Source organism: Fibrobacter sp. UWH4 (assembly GCF_900142475.1).
Lineage (GTDB): Bacteria > Fibrobacterota > Fibrobacteria > Fibrobacterales > Fibrobacteraceae > Fibrobacter.
In genome coordinates this window covers 43,443-56,847 of the sequence record NZ_FRAY01000002.1, presented here as the reverse complement: position 1 = coordinate 56,847, position 13,405 = coordinate 43,443, and the positions used below count along the sequence as shown (strand labels likewise).

11 protein-coding genes are annotated in these 13,405 nt (G+C 47.6%); 6 read left to right on the top strand and 5 right to left on the bottom strand.

Annotation, left to right across the window (positions count from 1 at the left end; translation table 11 throughout):
- The first annotated feature begins 9 nt into the window (after nucleotides 1-9).
- The 3 genes from BUA93_RS03025 to ftsE are packed head-to-tail and all read left to right on the top strand — an operon-like array spanning nucleotide 10 to nucleotide 2,862.
- Entirely contained in the window at nucleotides 10-834 is an 825-nt protein-coding gene (locus BUA93_RS03025; RefSeq protein ID WP_072977350.1) for a hypothetical protein, read from the top strand.
- Nucleotides 834-2,123: a peptidylprolyl isomerase gene (locus BUA93_RS03020; RefSeq protein ID WP_072977348.1), complete on the top strand. Its 1,290-nt coding sequence runs from the start codon at nucleotides 834-836 to the stop codon at nucleotides 2,121-2,123. The genes BUA93_RS03025 and BUA93_RS03020 overlap by 1 nt, the downstream gene beginning before the upstream one ends.
- 49 nt (nucleotides 2,124-2,172) lie before the next feature.
- A complete protein-coding gene (gene ftsE, locus BUA93_RS03015; RefSeq protein ID WP_072977347.1) occupies nucleotides 2,173-2,862 on the top strand; it encodes a cell division ATP-binding protein FtsE in 690 nt (229 codons plus the stop codon).
- Between the two features lie 44 nt (nucleotides 2,863-2,906).
- Here ftsE and BUA93_RS03010 read toward each other — a convergent pair whose 3' ends face one another.
- Entirely contained in the window at nucleotides 2,907-3,770 is an 864-nt protein-coding gene (locus tag BUA93_RS03010) for a pseudouridine synthase (protein WP_072977345.1), read from the bottom strand.
- 77 nt (nucleotides 3,771-3,847) lie between these two features.
- Here BUA93_RS03010 and BUA93_RS03005 point away from each other — a divergent pair, with 77 nt between their 5' ends.
- From BUA93_RS03005 to BUA93_RS15835, 3 genes are read left to right on the top strand one after another with little or no spacing between them, the layout of a single operon-like run.
- Entirely contained in the window at nucleotides 3,848-4,351 is a 504-nt protein-coding gene (locus BUA93_RS03005) for a hypothetical protein (RefSeq protein ID WP_139257723.1), read from the top strand.
- 8 nt (nucleotides 4,352-4,359) lie between these two features.
- The gene (locus BUA93_RS03000; RefSeq protein ID WP_072977342.1) at nucleotides 4,360-8,298 is read left to right on the top strand and encodes a hypothetical protein; all 3,939 of its coding nucleotides are present in this window, start codon (nucleotides 4,360-4,362) and stop codon (nucleotides 8,296-8,298) included.
- Between the two features lie 15 nt (nucleotides 8,299-8,313).
- Complete coding sequence (locus tag BUA93_RS15835) at nucleotides 8,314-8,976, top strand: hypothetical protein (RefSeq protein ID WP_139257721.1); 663 nt, start codon at nucleotides 8,314-8,316, stop codon at nucleotides 8,974-8,976.
- Between the two features lie 77 nt (nucleotides 8,977-9,053).
- On the opposite strand, the gene BUA93_RS02990 is transcribed toward BUA93_RS15835, so the two are convergent.
- The 4 genes from BUA93_RS02990 to BUA93_RS02975 all read right to left on the bottom strand — a co-directional run bounded on the left by BUA93_RS02990 (nucleotide 9,054) and on the right by BUA93_RS02975 (nucleotide 13,392).
- Nucleotides 9,054-9,920, bottom strand: coding sequence for an arginase family protein (locus tag BUA93_RS02990; RefSeq protein WP_254793823.1), 867 nt, complete (start codon nucleotides 9,918-9,920; stop codon nucleotides 9,054-9,056).
- Nucleotides 9,907-10,902 carry an FISUMP domain-containing protein gene (locus BUA93_RS02985; RefSeq protein WP_083597102.1) on the bottom strand — a complete coding sequence of 332 codons (996 nt, stop codon included), beginning with the start codon at nucleotides 10,900-10,902 and terminating at the stop codon, nucleotides 9,907-9,909. Before BUA93_RS02985 ends, BUA93_RS02990 begins: the two co-directional genes overlap by 14 nt.
- Before the next feature lie 90 nt (nucleotides 10,903-10,992).
- Nucleotides 10,993-11,994, bottom strand: coding sequence for a radical SAM/SPASM domain-containing protein (locus BUA93_RS02980; RefSeq protein WP_072977334.1), 1,002 nt, complete (start codon nucleotides 11,992-11,994; stop codon nucleotides 10,993-10,995).
- Between the two features lie 3 nt (nucleotides 11,995-11,997).
- Complete coding sequence (locus BUA93_RS02975; RefSeq protein ID WP_083597101.1) at nucleotides 11,998-13,392, bottom strand: chloride channel protein; 1,395 nt, start codon at nucleotides 13,390-13,392, stop codon at nucleotides 11,998-12,000.
- Between the last annotated feature and the right edge of the window lie 13 nt (nucleotides 13,393-13,405).

The following is a 13,405-nucleotide window of genomic DNA, read 5'->3' as shown; positions in this document are numbered from 1 at the left end:
TATGCCTCGATGAATTTTATTTCCCGTTTTTTGCTGACTTTGTGCGCGTGTTCGCTGGTCGTATTGACCGGATGCGAGGTCCCGTTTACGAAGGAAGATCCTGTTGTTGTTTCTGTGGGTGAAGCGAAACTCCGTGAATCGGAAATCCGCCGCGTTGCTCCGGAATGGGATTCTTGGACTGATCGTGAAAAATTGACGTTCCTGGAACATTGGATTGACGAAGAGACCATTTATCAGGAAGCTGTGGCGAACGGCATGCTGAAGGACGAGGACTTGCAGGCGCAAATCCGCCGTACCGAACGCAAGATGACGGTCGACCATTTCTTGCAGAGTTTTGCCGATACCATGATGGTTGGCGATGCCGAAAAGCTCGATTTTTACCAGGCGCATCCGGAACTGTTCTTGCGCGGGCAAACGATGGTCAAGGGGGCGATCCTCTATTTTAGGGACTGGCAGTCGGCGGACCAGTATTACAGGGGACACAAGAAGATTGTCTATGATTCCCTGCCGGCAGAACATTGGCTTGTGAAAAAGATTGAGACCTTTGATTCGGTGACGGTAAGTCCCGATAGTTGCATGATTCCCTCTATCAAGGATGCCACGCTCGGTCAACTTTCGGTGATGAAGGTCTGTGGTGGGGCTCTCAAGATGGCGGTTGTCGTGTCGAGGCTGGATTCCGCCGATGTGTTGCCTTATGCCGAGGTGGCCGAAGATGTGGCGGCGCGAGCCTGGGTGGAACACCAGAAAACGGTGCTTTCTCGCTTGAAAAAGGAATGGAAAAAGGCTCGCCCGATTTTCTCGCAGATGAACGTGTTTAGTGAAAAGGAAAAATAATGAAGTCCTTTGCCAAACGGATTGCTTTTGTATTTGGTTGCGTGGCCTCGCTTGCGATGGCTGAACCTGTGCTGATGGAAGGCGTTGCGGCCGTCGTGGACGGCAAGCCGATTATGCGTTCGGAATTCTTGAATGCCCTGTACCGCTACCAGGAAACTCCCGAAGGAAACGCGATGTCGGAAGCGGATCAGCGCAAGTATGTGCTGGACCAGTTGATTGAAGAAAAGGTCTTGCTGAGTAGAATCGACCGTGACTCGATCGTGGTAACGGATGCCGAAGTGGACCAGCGCGTAAACGCTCACTTGTCGCAGCTTGCTGCCAGCCAGAATACGACCTTGGCGACACTTGAAAAGGCCATTCGCGCACAGCTCGGGATTAGCATGGCGCAATATCGTGACCAGCTCGCCAAGCAGATTCGCGGACACATCGAAATGACCCGCGTGCGCCAGCGTCATGTGGGTGTCATTACCCCGACGAAAAAGGAAGTGGATGCGTTCTTTGCCGAATACAAGGATTCCATCCCGCAGCAGTTCAACTGCGTGTTGCTGAGCCATATCCAACTTCCGATTGTTCCTGATTCTGCCATCGTGGATTCGGTACGCAAGGTTGCCGATGCTCTGATCGATACGCTGAACCTGGGTATGAGCTTTGAACTTTTGGCGAAGGCGCATTCACAGGATACGTCTGCGGCCAAGGGCGGCGACCTCGGTTACTTTAAGCGCGGTCAGCTGGACCCCGCCTTTGAACGCGCGCTTGATGCTCTGAAAAATGGTCAGTATGCCTCTAACCCGGTAAAGACAAAGCTGGGTTGGCATATTCCGCGTGTGCTGGGCCGTAAGGAAGACGGTGTCCGTTCGGCGCAGATTTTGCTCCGTACGATTCCGACGGCGAAGGACTCTGCGGCGGTGGTGGCGCTTGCGGATTCCTTGCAGAAGAACCTTAAGACGACCGAAGCGTTTGCCGCTGCGGCCAAGAAGTATAGTGAAGACAAGTCCAGCAACTTTGCCGGTGGACGCCTCGGTTGGTTCCAGCGTAATGAAATGGAACCTGCCTATGTGGATCCGGTGGCGAACTTGAACGTGGGTGAAATTTCGGAACCCGTGCTGATTGACGGTGCGTACCACTTGTTCCGTCTTGACGATTCCCGCCAGACCCGCGACTTGAACCTCGACGAAGATTACAGCAAGATTGAACAGATGGCGGCAACGCATCTTGAAAATCAGAAGCTCCAGGCGCTCGTGAAGAAATGGCGCGAGGAAGTCCACATCGAAATCCGCATGACGGAGTAAAAACGTCATTGCGAGCGCAGCGAAGCAATCCATTGTTTAAAAGGCTCTTATGATTCACTTTAACCACGTCACTAAAACCTACGAGGATAATTGGAAGGCGCTTTCCAATGTGACGTTGCGTATTCATAAAGGTGAATTTGTCTTCTTGACGGGGCATTCGGGTGCCGGTAAGTCGACTTTGTTGAAGCTGATTTACATGGACGAACGCCCCGACGAAGAACGCGGCGGCCAGGTGATGGTGAAGTTTACGGGCGATTGTCTGTATGACAGCAAGAACACTCCCGATAGCAAAATCCAGTCGCTTCGACGCAAGATGGGAATCATCTTCCAGGACTTCAAACTGCTGCCGGACCGCAATGTTTTCGAGAATGTGGCGCTTGCGCTACGCATCGTAGGAACTCCGAGCAAGTTGATTAATGCCGCGGTGTTCGATGCCTTGGCGCTCGTGGGCATTAGCCAGAAGCGCTTTGCGATGCCTTACACGCTTTCGGGCGGTGAACAGCAGCGCGTGGCGATTGCGCGCGCCATGGTGCACAACCCGTATCTGCTTTTGGCGGACGAACCGACCGGTAACCTGGACCCTAAAAATGCCGAAGAAGTGTTCAAGATTTTCAAGGAAATCAATGCCCGCGGCACCACCGTGGTGATGGCGACGCATAATCCGGACTTTTACCTGAACAGCCCCTTCCGCCGCCTGGTGCTTGACCACGGCGAACTCTTGAACAGAGATTTGATTTAATTCGGGATTCAGATGTTGAATTTCGGAATCGAATTAGTTCTGAATTATGAACTCTGAATTATTTTGATTTTCCCGGGCTTTAAATCTTCCAATTTAAATTTATCGAACTGGATGCGCATGAGGCGCAGAACCTCGTAACCCAAGTGGGCGAGCATCCGGCGGATTTCGCGGTTCTTGCCTTCGGACAAAGTAATTTCTAGCCAGCAGTTCTTTTCTCCGTCGCTGTGGAGTACGGCGCGCTCGGCGTGCATAAATTCTTTTTTTTCGCCGAATACGCGGGGCGCGACGTTGAAGCCTTTTTCCATTTGAGAAAGCTCGGTGGCGGAGGGCTTGCCCTTGACTTGTACGCGGTAGATTTTGAGATGTTGCGTTTTATGGATTCTATCGCCTTCGGCTCCAGAATGACAGAAGGTTGAAGAACTTGCCGAAGGGCCGCTCAGGATGATGTTTGAATCGCGAGACTCTCTCGCCTGTAGCATCGAATCTGCCCACTTGGTGTCGTTGGTAAATAGCAGCAAGCCTTCGCTTGCAGCGTCGAGGCGCCCTACGGGCGCAATGTGCGGCATGGGTTTGCCGGGAAACATTTTGGCGTATTCTTCGCGGAATAAATCCATCACGGTCTTGCGCCCCTTCTCGTCGCTTGCGGTGGTGACGATTCCGCGAGGCTTGTTCATGGCAAAGTAGACGAAATCGCTTGCGGTGACGGGCTTGCCGTTGACGAGAATTTCGTCGTTTTCGTAGGCGGGCGATTCGGGGTCGCGCACAGGCTTGCCCCGGAGAATTACGTGGCCTTCGCGAACCAGCTTTTCCGCCTGGCTCCGGCTACAATACCCGCGCTTGGAAATCACGCGGGCGACGCCGTGGGCGCCTTGCTTACTTGCTTTGCTATGCTTGCAGTGAAAATCCATACATGAAAAATAATTTTTTTCTTTGCCAAGAAAATGAATATTTTTTATTTTATAAAAAAATAACAGAAGGAGATGATATGAAGAAGGCGATTCTGCTAGTGCTGCTATCCGTACTGTTCGCACATTCGCAAACAGTGTTTGAAAATGCCGATTGCAATATTGTCGGAAATCCTCAAAATTCCTGTTCGATAACGTTTTCTCGGTTTAGTTTTGGCCAGAATTTTGGCACTAGTGGTACAAACATGTTTTTCTTCGATGTTGCGGACTTGCTGATTTCCAAGGATGCATTGCCTTCGTCTGCAAGTGTTCCCTTGGACCAAAATGCACCCGTCTTACCCATACGTTTTTTTATTCTCTCGAGCGATGTTGGCTACAATGCTGCGATGTCATTGATTCATACGGCCTATGCATCAAGGGCTTCCGTGAAAGTTATTTTTATGAATCCGGCGGCAAAGCTGCTCAAGAACGAAAGCAGCTACAAGGCGAATACCAAGAGCCAACAGTGCTATGTGAATCGCGTTGACGACATTCCCTATTCAATACATTGTCCGATCATGTCGATCACTTTATCTGAAAACTAGTTTCTGAAATGAATAGTAAAGTGCTCCTTCTTGTTGCTTTTATTCTGGCTGCGTCAAATGTTTTTGCATTTGACCATTTTGTTGAAATGAATTCGCCTTCGACTATTGTCTTGCAAGACGGGGATGTAATCACTCTTTCGAAATTGCCTTCGGACTGGAACTTTTCTCGTGTCGCCTTAGGAGTCAATTCGGTCTCCCCAAACAAATTGACCGGACGTTTTGTTGTTAGAAATTGTGCGTATAGATTAAATGGCTATTATAAACTGGTTGACTTTGGCATTGAGAATGGCGTCTCAGCAAGGTATTATGGACCGACTCAACAAATTCAAATTCAGGGGTGGGTTGATTCCGCATCTTTGACGGCTAAATGCGAAAATGCAGAAAATGTACTGAAAAAGGATTCCTTGTGGCAAGCCGAAAAAGATCGGATGAAGTTTCTGTTTGCAACAAAGACTGCCAAATATAAAGATCTAGGCCCTGTAGAATTTACTACCGGCTTCGAAGGCCCGTCTGGCATGTTCAAGATAACGTCTCTCCCTGAATGGAACTTTAACCGCATTTATATTCAGGTGGAGCCGATGGATGGTCGCGAACTGGATGGATACCTGTATTCGAGGTCGCAACAAAGTAAGGTTGCCGGATGGTCTGCCAATATCCCCCTGATTTTAAAAACTGATTTTCCTGTTGTTTTCGAACTGGTTTTCCCCGAATATCGAAAAGTCAGGTTGAAGTGGTGGGCCGAGAAAGATTCTCCAAAAGAAGAACCTGTCAAATTGGTCGCAAAGGATATGGGGGATTCTGTTGAAGCTGTTTACACGTTTGAAAATTCAACTCATCATAACCGGAATGTGGCCTTAAGATTCCGCAAAGACGATTTTGTTAATGGAAAAATTCCTACGGTAAAAAAATTGGAATTCAATCCTAATGGCGTGTTTAGGGTTGATTCTCTGAAATCGTATGTGAGTCCCGGCGATGTATATGATATAAACGCGGAACTGGCAAACCCCGAACCTGTAACCTTTGCCCTGCCACTGGATTTTAAGTATAATCCGGAAAAAGACTCCCTTGTCATGATGCACCAGGAGAATGACAAGTGGGCTACGGTTCCTGTCGATAGCGTCGTTAATGGCTTTGCCTACTTCAAGACGACTAGATTCTCTCCATGGAGCTGGTTATATGGTGAAGGCAAAAACGCCGCGTGTAGCGCAGGAGGCCCTTTTAGTTACCTTGTTTCGGAGACATGTCGTGATGCGGCAGGCGATTTTACTCAACCAGTAAGAGACTTCAAATCGGCCACGGACTTCTTCTACGAGAAGTTAAAGGACATGGGGACCGATGCGGTCTGTCTTGACAAGGATGGATTTAAGCGGTTGTTTGAAGATGAAAAGACGGATGAGTGGATCGGCGTCCCGGCAGGACGTCTGGATTTCAATTCTATTTGGCCGGGAAACGACCCAGGCTTTTTAGAAATTTACAACATATTGATTTCCAGGATGAATGATGTTCCTCAAAATTTGGAAGATGCATGTAAAAATAGTGACGACAAGGAAGTCTGCGAATGGAGGACGACAAGAGATAATTTAGACATACTTTTGGCGGAAGTCATTATTGCGCAAAGAGCTGACGGTCTGAAACCCAAAGGGTTCGCCAGAAAATACAAACAAGCTTATTACGATACGAATAAAAAGCAATTCCTCCTGAAAAATAATGCAGGAAATGCAATAGTATTCAAGGATTATTTTAAGACAATAAGTCCTTTCGTAGAACGTTCCGGCTGGTTTGTCAAGGGGCTCCGGGACTGCCTGGGGTTCGTAAATGCGGACGGGATTGCGGTACAGAAATGGATTGATTTTACAAGCAGTTTCAAAAACTATACTTCCGTATGCCAGGCTTTTTTCAAGGCTGCCGATTTGGCGGGAACCGCGGAAGAGGTGGCTGACAATGGCTTTAGCTGTGCCCAGTTCTCGTTGCAAAATGTATGGCGGGAATATGGATCCGGTGAAATGATGGATAAAAAAGACGATAAACTTATCGCCATATCTGAGGTGATGGTTCGAGTGTCCCTGTTAGCCTGGCTGGATAAAACCGTTTTTAGAGATTTTCTGCATTTAGCCTATCAAAGAGCTTATGACGGCTTGCATGAATGGCTTGAATTGGCTGATCCGTTCTTGATTAGTAATAACATCGTTGCAAAGGCAAGCGCAAGCTTGTCGCTTTATGAGTATATTTTTACGGGAGGAGCGACGAAGATGAACCTGTTGAACGAATCCTTAAAGAAACACTATGGCGAACACGGTGGATACTCGGAGGGGATGGGCTATTCCCAGTATATCTGGGATGATGTTCCATACGTGTTGGGCGCATTGAAGGACGCTTATGCCTCGAATGGAGAAAAACTGAAAATTGAAGAAAAGTTCCTGAAATCTCCGGACTACATATTTGAATTCTCAAGGCCAGTCGGCAAAAGTGCTGATGGTTCTTACTATGGCTTTATTCCCGTGGAAATCGATGACGGGTGTACCTACAATCCTGATTACCGGGTATGGGCGAAATTGAAGAATGATTCCAGGTATTTGGCGATGAGTGAATATGCCCCCCTGCGTGATGCCGAAAAAAAGAATGTGCTGGTGGCATTTGGTTTTCCCAATCTTGTTAAGTATGCAGAACAACAAGTGAACAAAATACAAATACCAAAGCGTGGTAAACTTTGGGGGAGCAACAAGGACGGCCTGCTCATGATTACTGCTGTACACGGAGATAGTTCAGATGCCGATACGGTTGCACTTTCGATGGTTGCAGAAAAGGGAGATCTGTGGGAGAATGGCCAGGCCCATGACCAGCAGGATAACCTGTCGATAACGCTGGCCGGTAACAAGAGCGGCTTTATTATCCAGGATAGGGGGTATACAGGTTTCGGGGAACGAACACAAAAAAAATTCCATCGATATTCAAACCATAATGTAGTCATTCCGAAGGGATATGACCAACCAGACAACGAACGTATTTCCGGTTCGGAAATACGAAAACGGGTGCAGGCTTTTGCAAAGAATTTTTCTGGTGGAACACAAACGGGTTTGTCTTATCTGTACCTGCTTTTTGAAGGACTTTTTTCTAAGGAAAAGGATTATTCTATTGCCGTTGCCGGCGGTGCCGAAGCTTCTGTTGGCGAACATTTCATAGATAGCCCTGAAAAAGGCGTTGTGGGTTATACAGCAACAACCCACTTGTATGGTAGCAACCCCACCAAAATAGAAAACCATCGTTCCATTTTATATTTTGGCGGAAGTTTCTGGGTAATTGACCGCGCGAATACGACAGACCTCACGTGGCTTGCAAATTCTCCGATTGTAAAATGGACTGATATAAATAATGCTGGATTGCATCTTTATGGTTCTTCTGAAATCGATTCTAGCAAGGTGGCTGTAGAAACCATACAGATCGATCAAAAGGTGGCAAGAAATGATTATTGGGATAAAGAGAAAAATACAAAAGATTTGACTCTTAACTCATATTCTGTTCGTGACAAAAATACGAATACATTTGTAATGACCTACGCAGTTGATAGTGTTTTTGCCAAGGTAACTGAAAATTGTCCCACTTCTTGCAAATGTTTTGAAAATAGCACCAAGGATAAGCGTATAATAATTCCTCCATTGAATGAAAAATTTGAATTGTGTGATGCTGTGCCAAAAAATGAATGTACCGACAACGGAAAGTCTTCTGCAATTACGATGCTCGTTAAATCGTCAAATAAAGAATGGATTTCAAATTTAGACTTAATCTTGGATGGCGAGTTGACTACAGAAGAAAATGGGAGCGAAGTCAAATTGAAATCAGTAAAATTATCCCGAAGGACATTTCTTTACGAAAAACTAAATGGTTCTGCGGTTTCTCGAAAACATAATTCTATTTACTTGCCTGCAAACATAATTTTACTACGCCAATAACTAAAGGATTTTTTTATGCAACGTTTTATTTTAATTTTGAGTTTATTCATAAGCCTTTGTTCCTGCGGGTTTTCCGAATTGTTTTCTACGGTAGGTGTAGACCCTCCTCCTGCGTGGGAATGTAAAGGAACATTGAAAATTCATCCTCAAATGTTACAACTTCGAATAGATTTAATATATTCGTCTTTGTTTTTTGGGTCAGTATACCATTCTGATTCTTCTCATTTATGTTACGCAGATTACGAATATAAATTTGTGTCAAAAAATACAACAGAAAAAATCCATAAAAATAGTACCTTGTACAACATTTTGGATTCTGACGAGCATGTCCGTTTTTCGCTTTTTGACAAGAACAATGTTGAAAAATCGTATGACATCGACCTTTCCGAAATACTCCATTCCTACACATTCAAAGGCGATTCCGTAGAAATAAAAATGCCGGAAAATGGGACTACCGAAATTTCAATTGCGTGTCCTTATTGTAGTACCCATAGAATTTATGATAGCTTATGTCAGGGTATTTTTGCATGCAATTATCAAAGTACAGAGCAAAAGTCCGTTATTGTCGGCACCGATTCTTCTTGGGGAAAAAGTTATGGCTTTAAGTTATATTTGGCTAATCAAAGCTCAATGAAAACAGATAGTATTTTTATATATGGTGACATAACATTTAGATAGATTTTTTATGGCACTACACTAACAAGGGAGATCCCGTAGAAATAAAATATGCGTTGTCCCTATTGTCAAGTTTATGTTTATATGATGTAATGGATGCTTTGAAGCTGATTATACAGTTTTTCGTTTAGCGTGTTGTTCAGCGCGTCTGCCGCGGCGGTATCCTCGAAACCCATGTCGCGGGCGCGTTCCCCGCAGATGTCGATTCCTAGAATTTTTCGGTTCTGGGCGAGCGCTTGGAGTGTTTCGGCGAGTTGTTCAAAGGTGAGTGAACCTTGGTCCCAGTTCGTGGCGGCCTCTTGCGTGTTGAGGGCGTCCTTGTCGATAGAAATGTAGACGGGTGTGGTGTGTGATGTGAGATGGACCCTATCGGGGCTACGCCCCTCCAGGGTGACAGCGGTTAGTTCACTTTCGCGGATAAAAGTGACGCGATCCAAAATGTCGGCGGCGTTTGCTTGCGAAAGGTCTTCGTGGATTTCCTCAATCAGGTGGTCGGCGACTCCGATAACGGTGACATTCTGCACGAATTTATTGTTGTCGAGAACTTCTTTTATCCAGCCTCCGCAACTTAATATTCCTTCGAAGCGGGGCGGTTGCATATCGGGGTGATGGTCAAACACCACAAGGTCAAACGGCTCGCGGATTGAATCCGTCCAGAGCTTGCTCATGTAATGGTAATTGCCGTTGTCAAAAAAATGAATGCCCGGCGTACTTATTGAACTAGGTCCCTGAGCCTGTCGAAGGGCCGGTGTTTTGCTGAATTCAATTTGCTTGCGGAGAATTGCCTGCGCTTCGTCGTCGCAGTAGCAATCGGTACCGTCAATTCGGGTACAGTCAAACCAGCGGATTTCGCCGTCAGTTGAGGCAGCTTTTCGCAGCCCCTGCATAAAGGGCTGCTCTGCGTAAACGCCAGTGAAATCTTGGACGGTAATTTTAATACTCTTCACATTCAAACAATTCAGGATGAAGTAAGCAGAATCTTGTCCTGCAATATGCGATTTCATCTTCGGTGATGGACTCGATGGTTTCACATTCCGATAAGTTCGTCAATTTTGCAATTTGATTGTTGAGGCGCTCTATTCGTATGGCCTTATCAAGTTCTTTCTGTACTGAATCGGGGAGTGGTGCGGATATGTTTTCTGGGAGTGGCGGCTCGGGTTCCGGGTCGCCTTTTAGGCATCGTATATTTCTGCCATCATGGGACGAACTTCTTTCAATCCATGCGGAATCGTTCCTAATCTTCAAGTAGTAGTATTCATCGAAGGTGACTTTTTGCATGCCCGTATAAAAGTCTACTTGAGGCGGTTCAGTGTAGACGTCTTTAGTCCAGAAAGTGGTGTATTCACCAACATCATAGGCTCCTTTTGTCTCCTCTTGCGATTCTCCTGCGGCTTTTGCGCCGAAGCAGAAACTGTCGTCTCCGTTACCGTCTTTGCCGTCTTCGTTTTTGTTCCATGTCGAGGTCGCTTTTAATTGCTTGCCCGCATTTTCGATTCCCCCGGCAGTTTCAATGAGCGTTCTCATTTCTTCTTTAGTGGGCAGATGCCATCCTTCTGGGCATGCTTCCAAGGAGGTTCCCCTATAGTAGAATCTGCCGAAGATGGATCCGTCCTTGTCGAGGCTGTCGTTTGTCCAGCTATTAGGACTTGCATAATTCATGTTTTCGGCCATCCAAATTTGGTCGCCAATTTTTACGGTCTTGTAAATTTGACCGTCGCGAGAATCCACTAGATCATCCGAGGCATTGGAACATTTTCCCGTAGATTTTGCAGCGCCCGAATTGGAAGTCGGCGTCTTTGAATCCGAAGAAATAGATGTGTTTGTACCGGAAGATTGTGGCGAATCTGTTGAATTTGCCGAGGTGGAACTGTCATCGCAGGCCGCAAGCAAAAGGGCTCCGGCGATAATGGTAAAGAACATTTTTCTCATTTGTATAAACTCCTCTTTGAAAAGAAATATAGCAAAGTCTATTTAAATCAAAAAGGAAAGATGCCGCTTGATAAAGAACTTGGCTTTCTATTATTTTCCGAAACGCTTGCAGAAGGAGCAACTCTGGCAAAACGGGTGGCGCAATTCGTGTTTTTCGAAACCTTCGCGGAGGTTTGTTGCCATGGGCGAGTCAAGAATTTCCGCAAGACTTTGGTCGGTGATTTTTCCAAGAGTTATTTGTCCGCTATGGTCTAGGCAACAGGCGACAACGCGGCCGTCGTGCAGGATTGCTACATGGGTGTCAAGCGCGCGGCATGTTCCCGCAGCAGTCATTCTGGAGGGGCTTTGCCCCGACGGAATCCATACACTATAATTTGTGCTTGTAATTGACGGATCCCCTCCATCACTTCGTTCAGTCGGGGATGACGTGACGGGTAATCGTTCGGTCGAGGATGACGCGGCGGGCCATTCAAATCGGCTGTCCTGATGCAGGTAGATTCGTCCGGTGACATTGAAACTTTTGTGGCGGCTGCAGAAATGACCTAGTTCGATATTGGAACCGAAAGCCTCGCCTACCTTGGCGAGCATGGTGCGGTTCCAGGCATCGCTGGAATCATCGCCTACGTTCCAGAGCCTTAAGTTGATGTACAGGTCGGGACGCACCGCATTTGCCATTTTGCAAAAGTCAAGGACGTCTTGAAGGTGCGCAAGTGCCGTTTCCTGTGGTAGCTCGGTGTAGGCGTGCGTTGAAAAGTTCACCTGCCGCACGGCGGGGCATTCCAAAAGTCGTTGCGAAACCCGCGCAATCGTGGTTCCGTTAGTTGTCAGGTTCAGCTTGAGCGGAGTCGCTTCCAGTTTTTTCAGGAAATGCCCGAATCCCGGGTGCAGCGTGGGTTCGCCAAGCACATGAAAGTAGACGTTTTCGGCAACGGTCGCCGCCTCTGTGATGCAACGTTTGAAAAGCTCCGTGTTCATGAATTCGCGGGGTCTTTTTGTCGAAAGGGATACTGCCGATGAATTCGCCTTGCCGCAAGGGCAAAAGCTGCAATTCAAGTTGCAAACGTCCGTGATTTCGATATAGACCGCATTCATGCTTTATTTAAGTCTTAGTTTTTTCTGCGCGTAGATGCTTTGGCCGCCGTTGCAGGCAAAGGCGACTACGCATACGATGAAAAATGCGGGCAAGGTGTCGAAACCGAAAATTTCTGCACCGATAAAGATGGGGGCAAACAGCGTATTGGTTGCTCCGCCAAAGACGGCTGCGTATCCGAGGGCTGCTGCAAGCGGCAGAGGAACACCGACCATCGTGGCGACCCACGCACCGAATGTGGCTCCAATGGCGAATAACGGCGTGACTTCGCCGCCCTTGAATCCGACGGCGATTGTTGCAATCGTAAGTGCAAATTTCAGAATCCAGTCGTAGGCGAAAACTGTTGCGGCGTTTCCCGCGGCATTTACATCTGCGGCCTGCGAGCCAGCAAAGCAAAGGTCAATCAGGTTAGTTCCGAGCCCTGCGTAGCGGCCCTGCCAAAATACCAACAGTAAGAGGCTGATTCCAATGCCGACGAAGGCGATGCGCTTGACCGGGTTCGGCAACTTGTTCGCCGCAAATTTTTTCGCGAGTGAAAGCAACTTGGCAAACCCGCCTCCTACGATTCCGAACAGTACGCCGAGCAGTGCAAGCTTCAACACAAAATGGATGTCGAATCCGTTTTCGTTCCAGAGCAAATTCGCAACATTATAATCAGGGAAAAGCGTGTGCAAATCAACGGAAAATTTTTCGAGTCCGAGCATTTCGGAAACCTTGTAGGCCGTGAAAGCGGCGACCGCAGCTGGCAACAGCGCGGAAAGTTCCAGGTAACCGACTAACAATACTTCAAGGGCGAGCGCAATCGCCGCAAGGGGTGTCTGGAAAAGTCCCGCGAAGCCGGCCGCCATTCCTGCAACCAGCAGGACCTTACCCGCTTTTTCGACATGGATTTTCTTGCTGATGTTGTGCCCGAGCGTCGCACCAATCTGCATCGCGACTCCTTCGCGGCCGGCGCTACCGCCGAACAAATGCGTAAGCCAGGTGCTTACGGCAACCATCGGAATCATGCGCAGGGGAATTTCGCTTTCTTTTCCGTGAGCGACTCCGAAGACCATGTCCATGCCGCGCTCGGTGCCCTTGCCGAACTTCTTGTATCCAAGAACGATGGCGATGCCGATGAGCGCAAGTCCAGGAATCCAGTAGATAGGATGCGCGTCGCGCAAGGCAGAAACAGCTAGCAGCACCTGACCGAAGAAGGCTGTCAGCGCTCCGACTAGGGCTCCGAGGAATAGGGCGACTATAATCAGTACAGGCTGCGAAAGCCACTTTTGCGCAAAGGCGTTTAATCGCGCCTTCATCTGTTCTTTCGCCATGCGCATCATCTGCTCCTTCATTTCGGGAGACATGCCGGCGAACTGTTCCTTGAATTGGTTGTATTTGCCAAAATCTCTAAAATTCATAGCGGTCCCTTTA

Excerpts from the sequence above, each read along its gene's own strand:
- BUA93_RS03025 (WP_072977350.1), top strand. The coding sequence starts at position 10 with ATGAATTTTATTTCCCGTTTTTTGCTGACTTTGTGCGCGTGTTCGCTG.
- BUA93_RS03020 (WP_072977348.1), top strand. The coding sequence starts at position 834 with ATGAAGTCCTTTGCCAAACGGATTGCTTTTGTATTTGGTTGCGTGGCC.
- ftsE (WP_072977347.1), top strand. The coding sequence starts at position 2,173 with ATGATTCACTTTAACCACGTCACTAAAACCTACGAGGATAATTGGAAG.
- BUA93_RS03010 (WP_072977345.1), bottom strand. The coding sequence starts at position 3,770 with ATGGATTTTCACTGCAAGCATAGCAAAGCAAGTAAGCAAGGCGCCCAC.
- BUA93_RS03005 (WP_139257723.1), top strand. The coding sequence starts at position 3,848 with ATGAAGAAGGCGATTCTGCTAGTGCTGCTATCCGTACTGTTCGCACAT.
- BUA93_RS03000 (WP_072977342.1), top strand. The coding sequence starts at position 4,360 with ATGAATAGTAAAGTGCTCCTTCTTGTTGCTTTTATTCTGGCTGCGTCA.
- BUA93_RS15835 (WP_139257721.1), top strand. The coding sequence starts at position 8,314 with ATGCAACGTTTTATTTTAATTTTGAGTTTATTCATAAGCCTTTGTTCC.
- BUA93_RS02985 (WP_083597102.1), bottom strand. The coding sequence starts at position 10,902 with ATGAGAAAAATGTTCTTTACCATTATCGCCGGAGCCCTTTTGCTTGCG.
- BUA93_RS02980 (WP_072977334.1), bottom strand. The coding sequence starts at position 11,994 with ATGAATGCGGTCTATATCGAAATCACGGACGTTTGCAACTTGAATTGC.
- BUA93_RS02975 (WP_083597101.1), bottom strand. The coding sequence starts at position 13,392 with ATGAATTTTAGAGATTTTGGCAAATACAACCAATTCAAGGAACAGTTC.